This is a genomic window from Arthrobacter sp. TmtSoilC48 (assembly GCF_059739425.1).
The window spans coordinates 2,849,031-2,868,705 of sequence record NZ_AP046049.1 but is presented as its reverse complement, the minus strand read 5'-3'; the positions used below and the strand labels follow the sequence as shown (position 1 = coordinate 2,868,705).

The window sequence follows — 19,675 nt, the reverse complement described above, 5'->3', positions numbered from 1 at the left end:
ATGAGGCCAAGCACGCCGGACACCCGCCAAGTCAATGGGCCGGAGTCCGAGGACTTTCAATTGCTCAACCGTTACTGGGCTGCCGCGAACTACCTCACCGTGGCTCAGATCTACCTTCAGGAAAATCCTCTTCTGCGCGAACCATTGCAAGCACGGCACATCAAACCCCGGCTTCTGGGCCATTGGGGAACCAGCCCCGGGTTGTCTCTCATTTATGCCCACCTGAACCGGCTTATCTGTCGCACGAAGGCGGAAGTCCTCTTGGTGACTGGCCCTGGCCATGGAGGCCCCGCCGTCGTTGCCAATACGTATCTTGAGGGCAGCTATTCAGAGGTCTATCCGGCTGTTGGCAGGGATCTTGAAGGGCTGAGGCGCCTTGTCAGGCAATTTTCGACGCCCGGCGGGATCGCCAGCCATGTCGGACCGGCCACGCCCGGTTCCATCCACGAAGGCGGTGAACTGGGCTACTCGCTGATGCATGCCACTGGAGCCGCCATGGACAATCCGGACCTCATTGTGGCCTGTGTGGTTGGGGATGGAGAGGCAGAAACAGGGCCTTTGGAGGGTTCATGGAAGGCGCCGGCATTTATCAACCCGCTCCGCGACGGCGCGGTCCTTCCTGTTCTCCACCTCAATGGATACAAGATCTCTGGTCCCACGGTCTTGGGCCGTCGCACGGACATGGACGTCGCGGCGTTGCTGGCGGCGCATGGCTGGGACCCTGTCACTGTTGCCGGAGACGATCCGGACCTTGTACACCCAGCCTTGGCCTCCGCGATGGATTCGGCGTACGCCTCCATCCGGGCCATACAATCGCATGCCCGCCAAGAAGGCGTTACGGGTCCGGCCCGATGGCCTGCCATTATCCTTCGCACTCCCAAAGGTTGGACGGGGCCGGTCGCAGTGGACGGAGTGCCGGTTGAAGGAACCAGCCGTTCACATCAGGTGCCGTTGGCTGGAGTAAGGGAAAAGCCCGGGCATCTGGCGCAACTGGAGACCTGGATGCGCTCCTACCGTCCGGAGGACCTCTTCGATGACCAAGGGCGCCTTATCCCTGAACTGGCGGCCTTGGCTCCCGACGGCGACCTTCGCATGGGAGCGCTGCCGGCGAGCCGCGGGGTGGGCGGTGGAGAACTCGTGATCCCCGACCTTGGCCGGTACGCCGTCGGGGCTGTTCCTCGCGGAGCGTTGATGCACGAGAGCACCAGACCACTCGGGGAGATGCTCAGGGACATCTATGTCGATACCGCCGATGATCCCAAATTCCGCCTTTTCTGCCCGGACGAAACCAATAGCAACCGGCTTGGTGCAGTCTTTGAAGCCACGGACAGGTGCCTGCTGGAGTCGCCCACTAACAGCGCCGCAGCCCTGGCTGAGGACCATGTATCGGCCAGCGGCCGGGTCATGGAGGTCCTCTCCGAACACCTGTGCCAAGGCTGGCTCGAAGGATACGTGCTAACAGGACGGCACGGCCTCTTCGCAAGCTACGAGGCATTTGCGATGGTGAGCGCCTCCATGACAGTCCAGCACGCCAAATGGTTGCAGCATTCCAGGGAGCTGGAATGGCGCCAGCCCGTCCCGAGCCTGAATATCCTGCTGACCTCCACCTGTTGGCGAAACGATCACAACGGATTCAGCCATCAGGGACCGGGGCTCATCGACACGGTCCTATCCCTGTCCGGAAGTGTCATCAGGGTCTACCTCCCGCCGGATGCCAATACCCTGTTAGTGGCGGCGGAGCACATGCTGGGGAGCAAGGACTACGTAAACCTCGTTGTCATCGACAAGCAGGACCACCCCCAGTATCTGACGCTTGCCGAGGCCAGGGAGCACGCTGCCGTTGGTGCGTCCATATGGGGGTGGGCCGGGAATGAACAGCGCGGCAGTTCACCCGTCGCTGCAGAACCTGACATCATCCTTGCCTGTGCCGGGGATGTTCCCACCCAGGAGACCTTGGCCGCTGCCTGGCTTCTCCAGCGTCACGTCCCCAGGCTGACCGTGCGGGTGGTCAACGTCATGGATGCTATGGTGCTCCCGCCTGCGGATGCGCATCCCCACGGGCTCTCAACTGAGAAGTTTGAGGAGATCTTTACTACTGATGTGGACGTGGTGATGGCGTGGCATGGATACGCGCGGGCTCTCCATCAACTCCTGCATGGCCGCCCACTTCCCGAGAGATTCCACGTCCGCGGTTACAACGAACAGGGGACCACCACCACACCCTTTGACATGGTGGTGCTGAACAGGGTCAGCCGCTACCACCTGGTCATGGAGGCGCTACGCCGGGCCCGTGGGCGCTTCGCAGGTTCGGAAGAACTTGTGAAGCACTGTCTGAGCCAGCTTGACGCCCACGCAACCTACATACGGGAGCATTTCGAAGACCTTCCGGAGATCAGGGACTGGACATGGTCGGAGCCGGATTCCTAACGAACTTCGATGACGCCCATCATTCCCAGGTCTTCGTGGTCAAGAATGTGGCAGTGGTAGACGGAGCGTCCGACGAAATCACTAAATGCCACGCGGACCGTGACCCTGCCATTCGCAGGAACGTTCACCACGTCTTGACGTCGAACGACATCCGATGCCTTGCCGTTTTCTTCGATGACCTGCATGGGCCACACGTGAAGATGGAAGGGATGGTCCATGGGGCTGCCGTTGATCAAGGTCCATTCCTCGACGCTCCCGACCGAAGCTGTAGTGTCCGTCCTGGTGGCGTCGAACTGCTTGCCATTGATTGTGAATCCCATCATCCCCATACCCATCCCGGCGCCGAATGTCAGGCGACGGTGGACCGCTACCGGGGACGACCTGAGGTCGAGGCCTTGGTTTCCCCCGGGCACCTCAGGCCACGGCCCTGCCTGTTTTCCCGCAACACGTAACGTGGCCAAAGGTGTGCTGTCGTTGTCCTCCGTACCTGACACCTTCGATCCTCCAGTGCCCGGGATTACCGGCAGGACGCCACGATTGTGTTGTGTGGCTCGCAGGACGGAATCGCCAGTGACTGTTGTGACCAACAGGTCGGCGCGGTTGCCCGGAGCGAGCAGCAGGTCCTCTGTGGCAAGTGGCCGTGGCAGTCGACCGGAGTCCACCGCCAGCAGCTGAAGGTGCTGGCCGTCAATGCTCAAACGGAGATAACGGGCAGCACAGGCATTGATGATCCGCCACCTTTCGCGTTCGCCGGGGCGGGCCTCCAACCGCGGATTGAGTTGCCCATTGACCAAGAGAAGCGTGCCCTCGCGGCCGGCTATCCTCTCCATTTGAGACGCCTGCTGGACGTTCCCGAAAGGGTCCAACGTGGTGTCGGAAACCACCAGGATCCGTTCGCGAACCGTGTTGATGGTCTCAGGGTCCTCAACGATGATCGCTCCGAAGAGGCCTCCAAAGATCTGGTCGGCAACATTGCCGTGATGATGGGGGTGGTACCAGTACACGCCCGGAGGATGGTCCTCACGTAGACGGTATTCGTAGTCGAAGGTCCTGCCGGGGCCAACAACGATAAAAGCATTGTCGCCGTCGCCTTGGGGTGAGACATGCAGTCCGTGCACATGAAGGTTCGTGGGTTCACGCAGGTTATTGGCGAGGTGGATTCTTACGACATCACCGGGTTGGATCCGAAGCGTTGGACCAGGTACTTCATTGTTGTAGGCAACGGCGGAGGCCTGCCGTCCCGCGAGCTCCACACGGCTGTGTCCGGCTTCAAGCTGGACGTTCAGTCTGCCTGCCGAACTCTTCACAACCGGCGGATAGGTCAAATCGGTTCCAACGCTGGCACCGGTGGGATGGGACGCCAGCGTCGTAACAAGGCCTGTCCCGCCCACGACAGTGCTCGCCAAACCCAGGCTTCCCAGGAGCAACGCCGAACGCCTGCTGAGGGGCTCCATCAGGGTCCTTCACCGAGAACCTTGATCCTGTCACGGTATTCGTCTGCGGTGAGTTCCCCCCTCGCAAATCGTTCATCGAGTATTTGCCGGGCCGGGCTTCGTCCGGGGGGCTGTAGGTCGGGGGTGTGGCGTGATCCGGTACCGTACCCCCCGCCGAACATCCGGACTGCAAGAAGCACAAGGATCGCAAGGCCGATGAGCGTGAGAAGCCCCCAGATCCACATCCAAACGTTGCCCATCCCATAGCCCCACATCATGACAAGAACCTTTCACCTGACGCACCACCGTTGTGTACCCGATCTGCGGACAGGTTCGCCCGCCTCTTTCGACTGGCCCCTCTCAGATAGCGGCCCATCCATTGTCGGAGGGGAGCACACTCCCGTTGATATTCGATCCGTCCCGGCTCAGCAGGAACGTTATACCGGCCGCTAGTTCCTCGGCTTCTGCGATAGGCGGCACATTGACCTGCATGAGTGGGCCGAGAACTTCAGCCGCGAGCTGGGACTGGAACTCGGCATGGATATTGGTCCTTGTTCCGCCGGGGCAAACCGCATTCACGCGAATGCCCTTGCGCCCGTACATGACCGCCGAATTGCGCGTGAGGCCGATGACTGCGTGCTTCGAAACGGTGTACGCTGCTCCTGCCGCCGAGCCTCGGAGTCCGGCTTCCGATGACACATTCACGATTGAGCCGTATCCGGCGTCGAGCATCAACGGCACCACGGCGCGCATGAGGCGCATCATCGATGTGAGGTTCACGTCGAGCACTCGCTCCCACGTCGTGTCGTCCACCTCATGGACGGGCTGAAAACTGTCCATGATGCCCGCGACATTCGCCAGGGCGTCAATCCTTCCGTTGGCTGCAGCGACGACACGCTGCACGGCGTCCTCAGCGCTGATATCACCTGCCGCGGGCACGAGGTCCAAGTCTGAATGATCGGCAACAAGCCGGTCCACGCCATCCTGGCTCACATCATTGGCGATGACATGCCCGCCTTCCCGGGCAACGCGCAGCGCGGTCGCACGACCGATGCCAGAAGCTGCCCCGGTGACGATGACGGTCTGACCGTCAAACCGGCCAGGTGTGACGACTTCGCGCCATGCGGGCATGGGAGGCTCCTTCTACGTTCAGGGACCGGTACGCCGAGCCGGCATTTTGAGGAATCGGGCTGCTGTGTTTGGTTGGCACTCTGCCAGCTGGGAGCCGGTGAAACGGGTAGTGTATTTTGTTCTTAATTCGTGTGGTCGTCCTTAAGCTCTAGCGTGCGGCGGAAACAAAGCCGCCAACAAGTGCTGAAAGTCCCTATGCTTCCGGGCAGGCCTTTACGCTGTGCTCATGAGTGAAACAGAGACAACGTGGCATGGGCAGCATAAGGCGGGTCTGAGCCGAGGTGAGCGCGCGGCAGACATACTTCGGAATGGCATGGGAAGCTGGACTTTCGTTGGGCTGTTCGTGGTATTCATGTCAGCCTGGGCCGTGGTGAATACGTATATTTTGGCCAATCAGGCATGGGACCCCTATCCGTTTATTCTCCTGAACCTCTTTTTGTCCATGCTGGCCGGTCTCCAAGGTGCCATATTGCTCATTGCTGCAAAGCGGCAGGACGCGATAGCCGCCGCCATGGCTCTGCACGACTATGAAACGGACATGCAGGCGAAGACAGAGATCGATCGACTGATGGCCATCAACAGCCAGCAGCTGGAACTTCTTGAGGAGCTTAGGGTCCTGCTGCGGGAGCCGCGAATGTCGGGGACCGACGGCGGAACACCCCCCGCGGACCCCGACGCTTGGAACCCGCGCTCGGTTTGAGGTTGCTGGAACGGTTCAGCGACGTAGAGTGGAAATGCTTGGTTTTGGCAACCCGCTCGCTCAAGTTGCAGGAGACGGTATGCATCACGACACGCACAAAGATCCGGCAGCAGAGCGGCGCGCGCTCCAGGCCGTCGAGCATCATCACGCAGAAATGCTTGGGAAGCTGCGCGAGCTCGTGTCCGCGCTCGTCCGGGCAGTTGAGGAGAGAGACTCCAACACCGGACATCACGCCCAGGAGGAGTTGCTTGCCTGGTGCGAGCATGAGCTGATTCCCCACGCTTTGGCAGAGGAGGAGCCTCTCTATGGAGGCGCCAGGAAAGCTTTGGAGGGCAGGCTTCTGGTTGAAGGCATGTTGGCCGAGCACAAAGCAATTGTCGGTCTCGTGGAGCAACTTCGTGTTTCCCGCGGTGTGAAGGCTGCGGTGACCGGCGGAGTCATAGAAGAACTCTTCGCCTTGCACTTGGACAAGGAGAACCAGCTCCTCATGCCGTTTATCGCTGATTCCGCTGAGCTTTCTCTGGCGTCCGCCGTCGAAGGGCTGCACGAATTGGTTGGTGAAGCTCATTCTCACACTCACCACCACAAACAAAGCTGAGAGGCCTGAGTCTGTGCACGGATTGTGATGCGCGTGGTCCGGTAAAAAAGCAGAGGGTTCCAGGTCTGTGGCTACAATTCCGTCACCCAAACGCGCCCAGCTGGATGTTGACGGCAAGCACCACGGACGCCAGCGCGAGGATTCCCGCGCCGAGCTGCAAGAGGAGGCCGTCCTTGGAGAGCCGCGATCCTCCTGGCGCGGAGCGCGGAATGAGGGACACCGCACTGAAACTGGTCACCAAAGCCGCGGCGATGATGAGGCTCAAGCTAAGCATGGCGCCAGAACCTTCGCCGGCTTGCAAAACTTCCAGGGCGATAGACGACGACGTTGTCGCATGGGGGGCTGCCTTTCGCAGACGGATGCAACAACAGTATCGTCAATTGTTGACGATTGACAAGAATTTCGACCTGCAGTCTGCCTTCGTTCAGCCCTCTCCGGGAACCTCGGACGAAGGCAGCGCCCGTAGAGCAAGTTCGCTTGCCATCTCGTCCCCGACTTCGCGGAGTTTTTCTGCCAGCAGTGCTGCGCTTGGGGCCAGGGGCCTATCGGGATGGAGCAGCAGCCCTACTTGTTGAGCCAGTCCGTTCAGATGAAGGTCGACGATCTTAACATCCGGTTCAGCCAAGGCCATGGACTCAGGCATGAGAGCCAGGAACCCCGCCTCCACCACGAGCGTACGCACGGTGGCCGGAGCGCCGGATTCGACCTGTTGTGCAGGTGGGGCAAGCCCGGCATTCCTGAAATTCTGTTCGAGCTCATCGCGAAGCGGAGTGTTGGCAAGTGGTACCACCCAGCGCTGATCTGCCAGGTCCTGCAGGGTTACGTTGGGCATGGCGTGGGCGGGGTGCCACGGAGCGGCGACGATGCGAAAGTCTTCACGGTACAGGGGGACGAGCCGCAGCCGTGCTGTACTGGGATGCTCAGTCACACGCCCTACAAGCAGGTCCAGGTCACCATTGCCCAGTTCCTGGATCAGTGTCTCAGGCGGCGCTTCGCGGAGACGGACTTCCACGCGGGGCTTTTCGGCGGTGAGGCGGGCGACAGCGCGCGGCAACAGGAGATTGGCGCCGGTGACATGGGCGCCCACCTTAATCAGGCCCGACGCAGGGTCGGCCAGTTCCTCTACCCGGCGCCGCAGGGTGCTGAGATGACCGACGATGGCCTTTGCATGCTCAAGGCATGCCTCCCCGGCCGGCGTAGGGACCATCCCACGCGCCGTTCGCTCGAAAAGGGGTGCTCCGATGGCGTGTTCGGCTTCCCGTAAAGCGCGGCTCAACGCCGGTTGGGTTAGATAGAGTTCTTCGGCCGCCCGGACCAAGCTGCCTTGCTCCGCCACAGTGAGCGCAATGACAAGGTGGCGGAGCTTTACGTGGGTGGTCAGCAGCGCCCGCAGGTCCATGCCTTCATCCTACGGGTCGATATCCTGCGGGCTGCTGCCAACCCCAGCGGGAGTGGCAATCAGCGGGTGCCTACAGCCGCGGCCCGGCGCGGCGAGGCAACGTCCCTGTCCCACTGTGCTGCCTCCCGGCCAGCGGCTTTGAGCACCTGTTTGCGCACTTTGCCGTTCTCGGTCTGGGGCAGTTCATCCACGACCCGCAGGAAGCGGGGGATGGCGAAGGAAGCGAGCCGGGGAACACAGAACTCGCACAACCCCTCAAAATCCACAGGTTCACGCAGGACAAGTGCGGCCATGACTTCATCTTCACCGAGTTCGGAATCCACCGCGTACACAGCAGCCTCCTGGACGGCGGGATGCTGCCGCAGAACCTGCTCAACCTCCACTGAAGAGATGTTTTCCCCGCGGCGCCGGATGACATCCTTGATCCGGTCGACAAACCGGACCCACCCGTCCTCTTCCAGAACCACCCTGTCCCCGGAATGGAACCAGAGATCCTGCCACGCCTTCGTTGTCGCCTCGGGCATGGCATGGTATCCGGTGGCCAGTGCATGGGGCTGCTCGCTGCGGATGAGCAGCTCACCCGGCTGCCCGTTGGGAACGGGCACTCCGTGCGCGTCCACAACGCGGATGGAGAACCCGGGCCGCACCTGGCCCATGTACCCTGGACGCCACTGATGGGGCGTGGAACCGATCACGGAGTTGGTCTCGGTGGATCCGTAGCCATCCAGGAGGAGCACCCCGAACCGTTCCTGGAAGGGCTCCACCAGGCGGGCAGGCGTCGCCGGGGAAAGGGCGAGGCGAATGGTGTGGTTCCGATCGCCGGGTGCAGGCTCCTTGCCGGCGAGTATTCCGACCATCGCGCCGAGAAGGTAGGTCACGGTTGCTCCCGCGGAGGACGCATCTGCCCAGAACCGCGAGGCCGAAAACCGTGGGCCGAGTACGTACTCACCGCCGCAAGCGACGGCCTGCATGAAGGCATTGAGGGCGTTCGTGTGGAACAGCGGCAAACAGGTGTAGAGCACGTCATCAGGCTTGAGACCCAGCTGGTCTGACATATTTTCGGCCCACCAATAGAACTGCCCTTGAGGGCACAGCACACCTTTGGATACCCCGGTGGTGCCGGAGGTGTAAAGGATCGCAGCCGTGTCTGCCGGTCCCGCTTCCACTGGTTCCACTCCGGAAACGGCCTCGGGAACAGGCATAACCTCAAATGCGGGGGTGGCCTCGAAAGCGGTGGTAACGTCCGTCATCGAACCATCAAGTACCCACACCTTCTGCAGGTCCGGTATTGGACCAACCGCGGAGATATGGCGCAGCAGTTCAGCTTCAGCAACCATCAGCGCCGGTCGGGAGTTGATCAGGACGTGCCGCAACTGCTCGCCCCTGCTTGCAGTGTTTACGGGGACAGCGACAGCGCCGATCCATGCGCAGCCCAGGATGAAGTCCAGCAGCTCTGTCCTGTTGGAGGACATCAGGGCTACTGTTTGGCCAGCCTCGATCCCGGCACTGCGCAGCAGCCCACCAGTGCGGGCAACTGCGTCTGCCATCGTCTGGCTGTCCCGACGAATTTCACCGCAGCGGAACAGAGGCGCCGTGGGTGCTTTCCGGGCTCGTTCAAGGAGCATTTCCGGGATGGTCAGGGGACGGCGGTTTGGGTCTGTTACCTGAGGGTTCATGGCTGATTCTCATTTACGTTTGAGTGGACAGGGATGAAGGCGTGGACGCCGGGGCCGGCGTTTGGGTTGTTGGTGAGCGGCAGGCTTTGACCGGGCTTTGTCGTGCCGCCGGTCACCCTGGCAATGACATGAGGCCCGTTCGGGATACTCAGAGTGGCCAGAAGCGTGCCGTCAGCCAGTTGCGTTGTCTGCTGGACGTCTGCTTGCCCGGCCTGGACCGTCGAAAAGTCATCCTGTCCGCAGCGGGGACAAATGAGACGTGCCGGAAAGAAGAGGCTCCCGCATCCAACGCAGGCTTGGATGGCGGCGCTCATTCGGCTGCCTCCAGCACCGACATCGTGGCGCAGGCCCCGTAACGGTAAAGGACCATCCCATAACCGCTGACGACTGCGTGGCGTGCCGTGACCTGACGGGCCCCGGCCCGTCCCATCAGCTGTGTGGCCGCTTCAACCAGTCCGTGCATTCCACCCGCTGCACCAGCTTGCCCGGCCGAAAGCTGGCCTCCGGAGCTGTTGACCGGCAACTGGCGCGTGGCAATTCGGTGTTCGATGAAGTAGGCCGGGTCGTCCTGCTCTGAAAGAATGCCCAGGTCCGCCAATTGCGCGACCACCATGGCCGGGTAGTCGTCATAGACGCAGGCGAGACCTACGTCGCTGGGACCGATCCCCGCCTGCTCCCAGCCGCTGGTTGCGCAGGCTTGCAGGCCCGTAGCGAGGCCGTCGCCGGACTGTTGGTCAGAGTTGTACGAGGCCCTTGCAGAAAGCACTTTGACGCGGGGAGTTCCCTTGCTCCGATCTGCCACCAGGACAACGGCGTCCGCCCCGGTGACGGGAGGTACGCAGTCGTACCGGCCCAAGGGGGTGGCAACCATTGGAGCGTTAAGGTATTCGTCCATGCTCAGGGATGTCCGGTAGACAGCAGCTGGGTTATCCATGGCCCATTGGCGCTGCGCCACGGCGATGCGGCCGTAATCTTCCCGGCAGAGTCCCAGGTGCTCCATCTGGCGGGAAGTAAGCATTGCAAAGAGCGCATTCGGTCCGTTCATCGGCAGGGGCGTCAGATGGTCTTCCGTCGCCTTGTTGTAACTGGCAACAAGGCGGGAGAACGCGGCCTGGTCCATGAGGTCGCCGGCGGCCAGGACGATAACGTTTGCGTCGCCTGCTTCAATGGCACGGATGGCATGCTGGAGCATTCCGCCTGCGCTGGCGCCGCCGTTGGTGTCCTGCATCAGCCAGGAGAGTCGAAGGCCCATGCGCCATGCCAGATCGATGGCGTGATCGGGTGCGAGCGTGAAGCTGGATACCGCAAACCCATCCACGTCACTGGTTTGGAGGCCGGCATCATGCAATGCCTTGCTCACGGCCCCGGCAATAAGCCGGGACGTGGTGGTACCTGGTGAAGGGTGCCTGGTGTAGGGGGACTGTCCCGTCCCGATGATGGAGACCGTCATGGCCATCCTTTCCAAAGAATGAAAGCAGTAGCAGAAGGACTTTGGGTGTCTACAAGAGAACCTGTGCCTGGTGGCCAGCCTTTTCCTTCTGTGCGGCTTTGATGCCATGGCGCGAGAAGACCAGTGCTACGAGCGTGACCAGGACCAGGCCAATCACATAAAGGGACACCGGTATGGAGGAACCGTATTGCAGCAGCAAGGCTGTGGCGATCAAAGGGGCGAATCCGCCGGCGAAGACCGCTGCCAGCTCGTGGGCGATCGCCATCGCGGAATAGCGGACCTCGGCGGAGAAGAGTTCGTGGAAGAATGCCGGCTGCGTTCCGATCATTGCTCCGTGGCAGAGGCCATTGCCCAGGAGGAAGGCCAGTATGACGATGGCGGGAGTGTTGGAATCAATCATGGAAAAGAACGGGAAAGCCATGGCGCCCATGCCAACTGCCCCGAGGGCGTAGACAGGACGCCGTCCAATCCTGTCCGAGAGATGGCCGAAGAAGATGTACGTGCCAAATGAGACAAGCATGGATACTGCCACTGCCATCAACAGCAGGCCCTTGTCCACGCCCACGTGAACTCCATAGGCAATGGAGAAGGAGAGGAAGATGTACGAGCCGCCGTTCTCTGCCACACGAAGTCCCATGGCGACGAGGATTTCGCGGGGGTGGGTCTTGATGGCCGCAAGCACGGGGAGTCGGTGTTGTTTGCTGTGGCTGACGGCGGTGAACTCCTTGCTTTCCGGTAGCCGGAAGCGAATGTACGCGCCCACTGCCAGCAGCACAACGCTCAGGAGGAACGGAACGCGCCAGCCCCACTCCAGGAACTGGGCGTCCGGCATCAACTGGACCAGGAAGAAGACCATGGACGACAGCACGAAACCGAGCGAAATTCCTCCCTGGCTGAAGGCAGAGAGCATGCCCCGGCGGGCATTGGAGGAGTTCTCGCTGATCAGCAGGACGCCTCCGCCCCACTCACCACCGGCCGCGATGCCCTGAATGACCCTGAGCAGGATCAACAAGGCAGGGGCCCACAGCCCTACTTGCGCATATGTCGGTAGCAAGCCCATGAGGGCTGTGCTGATTCCCATGATGGATAGCGTCATGACCAGGGCGCGCTTGCGGCCCAGCCTGTCGCCGATGTGTCCGAAAATGATTCCGCCCAGAGGACGGGCTGCAAACCCGACGGCGAAGCCGGCGAAGGCGGCCATGGTACCAACCAGGGGGTCGACGTCGGAGGGGAAAAACAACCGACCAAAGACGACTGCCGATGCAGTGGCGTAGAGGAAGAAGTCATACCACTCCAGCGCATTGCCCACGAGGGAGGCAACAACGTACCGACGGACTCCGGGACGTTGTCCGGGCAAGGTGTGCTGTGGATGGGACATTGTTGCTCCTTAGGGCGAAAGCTCCGGCAATCGTGCGGCCAATTGGACGTACCGTCCTGGCTGCAACTCTGCGGATCAGGTTGTCCGCTTCATGATCGAAACGGTCAATTGTGATGGGCGTTACAGCTGCTGATTTCAGTTTCCACCGAGCGCAGGGGAACGTCGAATGCCGGTTTTGCCAGGGGCTATGCCTTTCCGGGTAACCCTTGCAATTGGGATGAAAACGCTGTTCCGGTGCGTATGAATGTGCTGCTAATGTCGCAGCCACAAGTCCTGTTGCGCACCGCCACGGGACCCTCAACGCCCTCATCGACGGCGGACCCATCCCCAAGGAACTCTCATGGATACCAGCAGCAATATTGACGTGCGCCAAGGCAGCGTAGCCCAGGTGCTTGCCGGCCTCGCCGCGGGCCGGATCGATGTCATTGACCTGACCACCAGGCTCTCGAACAACACTCCAACCCTCGAACTACCCGAGCCCTTCGCAAACCTCATCGACTTCAGCCTCGAAGAGGTCTCCGCCTATAACAGCCCCGGGCCCTTCTGGAAGCATCACAATATCCACACCGGCGAACACATAGGCACCCATCTGGACGCGCCCGTGCACTGGATCACCGGGCGCAACGGCAAAGACGTCGCCCGGATAGAACCAAACCGGCTCGTGGGCCCGGCCATCGTCCTTGACGCGACCGGGGAAGCTACTGCGGACCCGGACTTCCTCCTGGACCTCCACCACATCCGCCGATGGGAGGAAACCTACGGACCACTGCCCGACGGCGGCTGGCTCCTCATTCGAACGGGATGGGACAAGCGCTCCCATGACCGACAGCTCTTCCTGAACAAGGACGAGTTTGGGCCACATTCTCCTGGGCTCACGGTCGAATGCGCCCGATGGATTGCCGAGGAGTCTGCGCTGTCCGGCATTGGCGTGGAAACCGTTGGTATCGATGCCGGGGCCGCCGGTGGACAGGAACCTCCCTTTCCGGCCCATCACTTCCTGCTGGGTAACGACAAGTACGGAATCACCTCACTGCAAAACCTCGACCAACTGCCCCCAATCGGAGCCGCGCTCATCGTTGCGCCCTTGCCAATCGTTGGCGGAACCGGAAGCCCGGCCCGCGTGTTCGCGCTCAAAGAAGGAGAAACACGATGACCGTCAGCACCAGCACCCCGGTTCTCAAAAAGGACTCCACCGCGCTGGCACCCGCATCCCGCTCCGTCAATGTTGCCGAACTCGTGGGGAACACCCTCGCCCGGCTTGGTATCGGCCACGTCTTCGGAGTAGTGGGCAGCGGAAACTTCGTCGTGACAAACGCACTGCGCAGGGCAGGAGTTCCCTATACCGCAGCAAGGCACGAAGGCGGCGCCGCCACCATGGCCGATGCCTACGGGAGGATGTCGGGCAAGGTCGGGGTCGTCACTACGCATCAGGGTTGCGGGCTGACCAATGCTGTAACTGGAATCGGGGAGGCAGCGAAGAGCCGAACTCCAATGATCGTCCTAACCGCGGACACGGCGGCATCCGCCGTCAGGTCCAACTTCACTATCGATCAGGATGCCCTTGCCCGAAGCGTCGGGGCAGTGGCTGAGCGGGTCCACTCGCCGCAAAGTGCAGTAGCAGACACCCTCCGCGCCTACCGGACGGCCGTAAATGAACGCCGCACGGTGGTCCTTTCACTGCCGACAGACATCCAAAGCGCAGAGGCGCCGGCAGGAACCGGCCACGTGGATCCTTTGGAACCCCGGCAGCGGATCAGGCCATCACGGGCGGCTGCCAGCAAACTGGCAGAACTCATCCAAGCTGCGAAGAAGCCCGTCTTTGTGGCTGGCCGTGGAGGCCGCGATGCAGGGCCGGACATCGCAGCGCTCGCCGAAACCGCGGGCGCGCTGCTGGCGACGTCCGCAGTCGCTCACGGACTCTTCAACGGCGATGCGTTCAATCTGGGAATTTCCGGTGGATTTTCCTCGCCATTCACTGCGGACACCGTGCGGGACGCAGACTTGATCGTCGGTTGGGGTTGTGCGCTGAACATGTGGACGATGCGCCATGGTTCGCTCATTGGCCCTGGAACAAAAGTAGTGCAAGTGGATCTTGATGACTCGGCCCTGGGGGCGAACCGGCACATTGATCTGGGGGTTCTGGGGGATTGCGGCGAGACGGCCGTTGCTGTGCTCCATGAACTGCGCTCTGCCGGACACCAGGCGGTTGGCCTGCGTACCAACCAGATGGCTGACCGGATAGCCGTGCATGCGCGCTGGAACTCGGTGGCCACGGAAGACCTGTCCACTGCGGGGACCATCGATCCCCGGGTGCTCAGCCGCGAGCTGGACCGGATCCTGCCCCACAATCGAATCGTTTCCGTTGATTCCGGCAATTTCATGGGGTACCCGAGCGCCTACCTGTCCGTTCCCGATGAGTATGGCTTTTGCTTCACCCAGGCTTTTCAGTCGATTGGGCTGGGGTTGTCCACTGCGATCGGCGCGGCGGTCGCCCAACCCCTGCGCGTACCTGTCCTGGGCACCGGCGACGGTGGCTTCCTCATGGCCATTTCCGAATTGGAGACGCTGGTCCGTGAGCGGATTCCGATGGTGGTGATTGTTTACAACGATTCCGCGTACGGCGCCGAGGTCCATCACTTTGATGCAGATGATGAAGACCTGGAAGTGGTTCGATTCCCCACGACAGATATCGCCTCCATCACCGCGGGCTACGGTGTTGCCACCGTGACGGTCCGAAGCGTCGCGGATTTGGCTCCAGTGGAGGAATGGGTTGCGGGTCCCCGGGATATGCCGCTCGTCATTGACGCCCGCATCGCTTCCGACGGTGGCGCGTGGTGGCTCGCCGAGGCCTTCAAAGGCCATTGAAGCCGACCGTCGCGCAGGGCATCACGATCCTGGACGCCCTGGCCATTCCTTGCCGGCCCAGGGATCGTAGTCCGCGATGAGCTCCTCCTGGGCCGGTCGCTTTGCTTCGGGGATGTGCTGCAGGTTCACCCGGACCCGGTACCAGAGCGAACTCGAACCGCGCATCCCGTCGATGAGTACATCGGCGGGGTGCAGGTCCGGGACAAGGTCCGCATGCCGGGCCTTCCATTCATCGAGGGCGGCCTGCGCTTCGGGCTTGGTCTTCGTTCGCGCCACCTCAATGAGTGGCATTGTTGAGACACGGCGGCCCGATCCATCGCCGGCGCGCGGTGCCTTCTCGGCGGGACCAAGTTCCTTGGCCAAGGCCAGCAGGCCCTCAAGGGAGCCAACAGCACCATCGATTCCAGCGTGGGGATCGCCCAGCTCCGCGAAGCGTTCTGGCACTGAGCGGACGGTGAATTGTTCGGGCCTGGTGGTAGTGACCTCGGCCCATGTCAGGGGAGTGGAAACGCGGGCATCGGGCCGGGGCCGGACAGAGTAGGCGGAGGCGACAGTCCGATCCTTCGCATTCTGGTTGAAGTCGACGAAGACGCTTTCGCCGCGTTCCTCCTTCCACCACCGCGCCGTGGCGAGCCCGGGGGCCCGGTTCTCGACCTCCCGGGCAAGGGTCTCCGCGGCGAGCCGCAGCTCGCTATAGGACCACTCCGGGGCGATTCGCACCAGAATGTGCAGTCCCCGGGACCCGCTTGTCTTGGGCCAACCAACCAGCCCGACGTCGTCAAGCACCTCGCGCGCCACATAGGCGACGTCGACGATCTGGGACCAATCCACACCGGGCATGGGATCAAGATCGATCCGGAGCTCATCGGGATGATCCAGATCCTCGGCACGTACGGGGTGGGGGTTGAGGTCCAGGCAGCCAAGATTCACCACCCACGCCAAACCAGCGGCGTCCCGGATTACAGTTTCTTCTGCTGAAGTCCCCGATGAGTAGTGCAACGTTGCCGTATCAATGTACTCCGGATGGTTTTCGGGAACGCGTTTCTGAAAGAACGGTTCGGCGTCGATGCCCTTGGGGAAGCGCTTGAGCACCATGGGGCGGCCGCCCGCGCCCCGCAGCGCACCCTCCGCAACTGAAAGGTAGTAGCGGACCAAATCCAGCTTCGTTAGCCCGGGTTCGGGGAAAACGACCTTGTCCGGATTCGAGACGCGAACCTCGGCGTCGCCAATGTCCAGAATCTCTGCCGGAGTCTTCGACGGGTTCATGCCGCCACGCTAGCAACGATCGGCGGTCCCAGCCAGACCAGGGGCGAGGGCGGCGACTATATTGACCATGTCAGTCCACCACCACAATCGCGGGAGTCTGCACACTATGGCCAAGGAACTTGCTACCCAGCTCATCGAACAACTCCAGGCTGCCGGTGTGCAGCGCATTTATGGAATCGTCGGTGACAGCCTCAATCCAATAGTGGATGCCGTACGTCAAACGGGAGGGTCGGCCAAAGGCGGTATCGATTGGATCCATGTCCGGCACGAAGAAGCGGCCGCTTTTGCTGCGGCCGCCGAGGCGCAACTGACTGGCAAGCTTGCAGTCTGTGCCGGCTCCTGTGGACCGGGCAACCTCCATCTGATCAACGGACTCTACGACGCCAACCGCACTGGCGCGCCCGTACTTGCCATCGCTTCGCACATCCCCAGCAAGCAGATCGGCAGCGGGTTCTTCCAGGAAACCCATCCTGACCGGCTCTTCACCGAATGCTCAGTGTATTCGGAACTGGTCAGCACGGCCGAGCAGGCTCCCCGCGTGATGCACAGCGCCATCCAGAACGCTGTAGCCCTTGGAGGAGTCGCCGTCGTGACTCTTCCCGGCGATATCGCCGGACTTGAGGCCACCGCGCCGACCCCGTTACCCGCTACGTTTCGGCCCGCCAGCCTGATCCCGGACCAGTCGAGCGTCCAGGAACTGGCTGACGCCATCAACGACGCCGGAAAAGTCGCCATTTTCGCGGGGGCGGGCGTCCAGGGAGCCCACGACAAACTCATTGCTTTGGCGGAACTGGTCAACGCCCCGATTGGCCACTCGCTGCGAGGCAAGGACTTCGTCCAGTACGACAACCCGTTCGACATCGGCATGACCGGGCTCCTGGGCTATGGTGCTGCTGCGGAGGGCATCGAGGACGCTGATCTGCTGATCCTTCTTGGTACCGATTTTCCCTACGACCAGTTCCTGCCGGACACCCGGACGGCACAGGTTGACCGGGCCGCACAGCGGCTGGGGAGGAGGACCGACGTCGACATTGCCGTCCATGGCGACGTCCTGCCTACCTTGGCCGCTCTTCTGCCCTTGGTCAATCCAAAGAAGAACCGCCGCTTCCTTGACCAGACGCTAAAGAAGCACGACCGCCTGATGAACAAGTCCGTGGGCGCGTACACGCGGAAGGTCGAAAAGAAGCAGCCCATTCATCCTGAGTATGCTGCTTCCCTGCTGGACCAGATAGCGGCGGATGACGCCATCTTCACCGCGGATACCGGAATGTGCAACGTCTGGACGGCTCGCTATATCAACCCCCTGGGCACGCGCCGGCTGATCGGTTCCTTCCTTCACGGGTCAATGGCCAACGCCCTTCCACACGCCATCGGTGCACAGATGGCCTATCCCGGGCGCCAGGTGGTTTCTGTCTCTGGCGATGGGGGCTTGTCCATGATGCTTGGTGAGCTCATTACCGTGGCTGCACATCAACTGCCGGTTAATGTAGTGGTCTTCAACAACTCAACACTGGGCATGGTCAAGCTCGAAATGTTGGTGGACGGGCTACCCGATTTCGGCGTCGACGTACCTGACGCAAACTATGCCGCCGTCGCGAAGGCCTTGGGCTTCCATGCTGTCCGGGTGACGGATCCTGCGGACATCGAGGAAGCGTACCGGGAGGCGTTCGCCCACCCGGGTCCTTCTCTGGTGGAGCTCATCACTGATCCGAATGCGCTGTCCATCCCGCCGAAGATTTCGGGGCAACAAGTCATCGGGTTCGCGACGGCCATGTCCAAAGTGGTCTTGAACCGCGGCGCCGGCGAAGCTGTGAGCATGGCCCGCAGCAATCTGCGCAACATTCCCCGGCGGTGACGGGAGTCTGTGCCGGCAGCAGTTTCAAACGGAACGCAGGAATTCCCTGGCTTACGGATGCTCGTCGAGAAGGGTGCCCAGGATAGCGAGGGCTTTTGACAGTTGGAGGTCGGACACTGCGCCATACCCGACGACCAAGCCGTTCACCGGTAGGCGCTCAGCGTAATATCCGGCCAGGGGGATGACCCGTACACCCCGTTCCAGCGCCTTCCCAGCCAGATCCGCCGCGTCAGGGTGTTCGAAGCGGATCACGGCATGCAACCCGCCGTCGAGTCCTGCAAGCTCCACATCGGTCCGCGGGCCCAAGCGCTCAATGAGCAAGGACCGGCGGTGCGAATATTCCCTCCGGGCCCGGGCAATGTGTCGGGAGAGTCCGCCGCCCTGAAGGTAATGGGCGAGGGCCGACTGCAGGACCCCGGCCACCGGAGTGTCCAAGGCTTCACGTACGGCCCTGAGGCGCTGGCCGGCATCGCCCCGGACCACCAGATATCCGCAGCGCAGCCAAGGACTAAGGTTCTTTGAGAACGTTCCAAGAAGTACGACGTCGGCAGCTGCTGGCAGGGAGGCGACGGCAGGCAGGGGCATTCTGCTGTGACGAAATTCGCTATCGTAGTCGTCCTCCAACACGAGCACGCCATGGCGGTCCGCCCACTTCAGCAGGCCGAGCCGTTCCTGGACTGCCATCCTGCCACCGAGAGGGTACTGGTGGCTGGGGGTGATGAGGACGGCGTCGGGAATGACGTTGAGTCCGGCGAGTTGGGAGCTCTTCAGGCCGTCCTCGTCCACGGGAAGCAGCTGAAGATGGGCACCGGCCGCGCTCATCACCCGCCGCGCCGTGGGGTAGCCCGGGTCTTCAACCAGGATGCGCGGATTGTTCCTCCTGCCGCGAAGCATGGACACCACCAGATGCAGTGCATCACTGGTGCCGGCAGTAATGATGACGTCCTCCGGGTCGACGGCCAAACCCCTGGACACCGCCAGATGACCGGCCACGGCTTCCCGAAGCTCCAGCGTTCCAAGGGGTGGTGGCAGATGCGTGTTTCCTTGCTCCGCCAAGGCCCTCTTCCACGCGTTGCGCCACTCCCTGTCTTGGAACGGCGATCCCGAGGGGCGGCCGGGGGTCAGGTCAATCACCTCGGCGTTGGCAGGGCTGCTGCGCTGCGCTTTCACTTCGTCCGGGCGCTTTTGAATGTCCGGCCGGACAGCCACTCTGGTCCCACCAGTACCGTTGCTTTCCAGGAAACCTTCCCCGGAGAGCTGCTCGAAGGCCCGCACCACCACGCCACGGGATATCCCCAAGTCCTTGGCCAGGCGTCGGGTTGCGGGGAGCGTGTGCTCAGGCTGGAGGAGTCCGCTGAGGATGGCGCTACGGAGCTGGCTTGCAACTTGGGCGGACAGGGAGGCCGGACTCTGCCTATCCAGCTCGATGGGTATTTCCGATTCGCTCATTGGACCTCCGGAGTTGTTCATTCTTGGATCTAGTGTAGGACCAAGCCC

Annotated in this window: 16 protein-coding genes; 6 read left to right on the top strand and 10 right to left on the bottom strand. The window is 62.0% G+C overall.

All coding sequences use genetic code 11. The features are described 5' to 3' along the window. The gene (locus tag AC6I97_RS13465; RefSeq protein WP_497945122.1) at positions 1–2,427 is read left to right on the top strand and encodes a phosphoketolase family protein; all 2,427 of its coding nucleotides are present in this window, start codon (positions 1–3) and stop codon (positions 2,425–2,427) included. Here AC6I97_RS13465 and AC6I97_RS13460 read toward each other — a convergent pair. Beyond that, positions 2,424–3,881, bottom strand: coding sequence for a multicopper oxidase family protein (locus AC6I97_RS13460; protein WP_497945121.1), 1,458 nt, complete (start codon positions 3,879–3,881; stop codon positions 2,424–2,426). The genes AC6I97_RS13465 and AC6I97_RS13460 overlap by 4 nt on opposite strands. A 339-nt stretch (positions 3,882–4,220) precedes the next feature. Continuing rightward, the gene (locus tag AC6I97_RS13455; RefSeq protein ID WP_497945120.1) at positions 4,221–4,991 is read right to left on the bottom strand and encodes an SDR family NAD(P)-dependent oxidoreductase; all 771 of its coding nucleotides are present in this window, start codon (positions 4,989–4,991) and stop codon (positions 4,221–4,223) included. Between the two features lie 226 nt (positions 4,992–5,217). Between AC6I97_RS13455 and AC6I97_RS13450 the strand changes: the two genes are divergently transcribed. Together AC6I97_RS13450 and AC6I97_RS13445 are read left to right on the top strand one after the other, a co-directional pair. After that, positions 5,218–5,691 carry a DUF1003 domain-containing protein gene (locus AC6I97_RS13450; RefSeq protein ID WP_497945119.1) on the top strand — a complete coding sequence of 158 codons (474 nt, stop codon included), beginning with the start codon at positions 5,218–5,220 and terminating at the stop codon, positions 5,689–5,691. 79 nt (positions 5,692–5,770) lie between these two features. Beyond that, positions 5,771–6,289, top strand: coding sequence for a hemerythrin domain-containing protein (locus tag AC6I97_RS13445; RefSeq protein ID WP_497945118.1), 519 nt, complete (start codon positions 5,771–5,773; stop codon positions 6,287–6,289). A gap of 82 nt (positions 6,290–6,371) precedes the next feature. Here the strand turns inward: AC6I97_RS13445 and AC6I97_RS13440 are convergent, their stop codons facing one another. The 6 genes from AC6I97_RS13440 to AC6I97_RS13415 form a co-directional block, all read right to left on the bottom strand. After that, positions 6,372–6,563, bottom strand: a complete 192-nt coding sequence (locus AC6I97_RS13440; RefSeq protein WP_224090122.1) for a hypothetical protein — start codon at positions 6,561–6,563, stop codon at positions 6,372–6,374. Between the two features lie 150 nt (positions 6,564–6,713). After that, positions 6,714–7,688, bottom strand: a complete 975-nt coding sequence (locus AC6I97_RS13435) for a LysR substrate-binding domain-containing protein (protein ID WP_497945117.1) — start codon at positions 7,686–7,688, stop codon at positions 6,714–6,716. 59 nt (positions 7,689–7,747) lie between these two features. Then, positions 7,748–9,364: an ATP-dependent acyl-CoA ligase gene (locus AC6I97_RS13430; RefSeq protein WP_497945116.1), complete on the bottom strand. Its 1,617-nt coding sequence runs from the start codon at positions 9,362–9,364 to the stop codon at positions 7,748–7,750. Beyond that, positions 9,361–9,678 carry a zinc ribbon domain-containing protein gene (locus AC6I97_RS13425; RefSeq protein WP_497945115.1) on the bottom strand — a complete coding sequence of 106 codons (318 nt, stop codon included), beginning with the start codon at positions 9,676–9,678 and terminating at the stop codon, positions 9,361–9,363. Before AC6I97_RS13425 ends, AC6I97_RS13430 begins: the two co-directional genes overlap by 4 nt. Next, positions 9,675–10,814, bottom strand: coding sequence for a thiolase family protein (locus tag AC6I97_RS13420; RefSeq protein WP_497945114.1), 1,140 nt, complete (start codon positions 10,812–10,814; stop codon positions 9,675–9,677). Before AC6I97_RS13420 ends, AC6I97_RS13425 begins: the two co-directional genes overlap by 4 nt. A gap of 49 nt (positions 10,815–10,863) precedes the next feature. Further along, on the bottom strand, positions 10,864–12,192 hold the full coding sequence (locus tag AC6I97_RS13415; protein ID WP_497945113.1) for an MFS transporter: 1,329 nt from the start codon (positions 12,190–12,192) through the stop codon (positions 10,864–10,866). A gap of 340 nt (positions 12,193–12,532) precedes the next feature. Between AC6I97_RS13415 and AC6I97_RS13410 the strand changes: the two genes are divergently transcribed. Continuing rightward, complete coding sequence (locus AC6I97_RS13410) at positions 12,533–13,345, top strand: cyclase family protein (protein WP_309926325.1); 813 nt, start codon at positions 12,533–12,535, stop codon at positions 13,343–13,345. Then, positions 13,342–15,057: a thiamine pyrophosphate-binding protein gene (locus AC6I97_RS13405; protein WP_497945112.1), complete on the top strand. Its 1,716-nt coding sequence runs from the start codon at positions 13,342–13,344 to the stop codon at positions 15,055–15,057. Before AC6I97_RS13410 ends, AC6I97_RS13405 begins: the two co-directional genes overlap by 4 nt. A 21-nt stretch (positions 15,058–15,078) precedes the next feature. Here AC6I97_RS13405 and ligD read toward each other — a convergent pair whose 3' ends face one another. Further along, on the bottom strand, positions 15,079–16,323 hold the full coding sequence (gene ligD, locus AC6I97_RS13400) for a non-homologous end-joining DNA ligase (RefSeq protein ID WP_497945111.1): 1,245 nt from the start codon (positions 16,321–16,323) through the stop codon (positions 15,079–15,081). Between the two features lie 106 nt (positions 16,324–16,429). Here ligD and AC6I97_RS13395 point away from each other — a divergent pair, with 106 nt between their 5' ends. After that, on the top strand, positions 16,430–18,178 hold the full coding sequence (locus AC6I97_RS13395; protein WP_497945110.1) for a pyruvate dehydrogenase: 1,749 nt from the start codon (positions 16,430–16,432) through the stop codon (positions 18,176–18,178). Between the two features lie 51 nt (positions 18,179–18,229). Here the strand turns inward: AC6I97_RS13395 and pdxR are convergent, their stop codons facing one another. Further along, entirely contained in the window at positions 18,230–19,627 is a 1,398-nt protein-coding gene (pdxR, locus tag AC6I97_RS13390) for a MocR-like pyridoxine biosynthesis transcription factor PdxR (RefSeq protein WP_497945109.1), read from the bottom strand. Between the last annotated feature and the right edge of the window lie 48 nt (positions 19,628–19,675).

Bases quoted from the DNA above. Each gene is read 5' to 3' on its own strand.
- AC6I97_RS13465 (WP_497945122.1), top strand. From the start codon at position 1: ATGAGGCCAAGCACGCCGGACACCCGCCAAGTCAATGGGCCGGAGTCC.
- AC6I97_RS13460 (WP_497945121.1), bottom strand. From the start codon at position 3,881: ATGGAGCCCCTCAGCAGGCGTTCGGCGTTGCTCCTGGGAAGCCTGGGT.
- AC6I97_RS13455 (WP_497945120.1), bottom strand. From the start codon at position 4,991: ATGCCCGCATGGCGCGAAGTCGTCACACCTGGCCGGTTTGACGGTCAG.
- AC6I97_RS13450 (WP_497945119.1), top strand. From the start codon at position 5,218: ATGAGTGAAACAGAGACAACGTGGCATGGGCAGCATAAGGCGGGTCTG.
- AC6I97_RS13445 (WP_497945118.1), top strand. From the start codon at position 5,771: ATGCATCACGACACGCACAAAGATCCGGCAGCAGAGCGGCGCGCGCTC.
- AC6I97_RS13440 (WP_224090122.1), bottom strand. From the start codon at position 6,563: ATGCTTAGCTTGAGCCTCATCATCGCCGCGGCTTTGGTGACCAGTTTC.
- AC6I97_RS13435 (WP_497945117.1), bottom strand. From the start codon at position 7,688: ATGGACCTGCGGGCGCTGCTGACCACCCACGTAAAGCTCCGCCACCTT.
- AC6I97_RS13430 (WP_497945116.1), bottom strand. From the start codon at position 9,364: ATGAACCCTCAGGTAACAGACCCAAACCGCCGTCCCCTGACCATCCCG.
- AC6I97_RS13425 (WP_497945115.1), bottom strand. From the start codon at position 9,678: ATGAGCGCCGCCATCCAAGCCTGCGTTGGATGCGGGAGCCTCTTCTTT.
- AC6I97_RS13420 (WP_497945114.1), bottom strand. From the start codon at position 10,814: ATGACGGTCTCCATCATCGGGACGGGACAGTCCCCCTACACCAGGCAC.
- AC6I97_RS13415 (WP_497945113.1), bottom strand. From the start codon at position 12,192: ATGTCCCATCCACAGCACACCTTGCCCGGACAACGTCCCGGAGTCCGT.
- AC6I97_RS13410 (WP_309926325.1), top strand. From the start codon at position 12,533: ATGGATACCAGCAGCAATATTGACGTGCGCCAAGGCAGCGTAGCCCAG.
- AC6I97_RS13405 (WP_497945112.1), top strand. From the start codon at position 13,342: ATGACCGTCAGCACCAGCACCCCGGTTCTCAAAAAGGACTCCACCGCG.
- ligD (WP_497945111.1), bottom strand. From the start codon at position 16,323: ATGAACCCGTCGAAGACTCCGGCAGAGATTCTGGACATTGGCGACGCC.
- AC6I97_RS13395 (WP_497945110.1), top strand. From the start codon at position 16,430: ATGGCCAAGGAACTTGCTACCCAGCTCATCGAACAACTCCAGGCTGCC.
- pdxR (WP_497945109.1), bottom strand. From the start codon at position 19,627: ATGAGCGAATCGGAAATACCCATCGAGCTGGATAGGCAGAGTCCGGCC.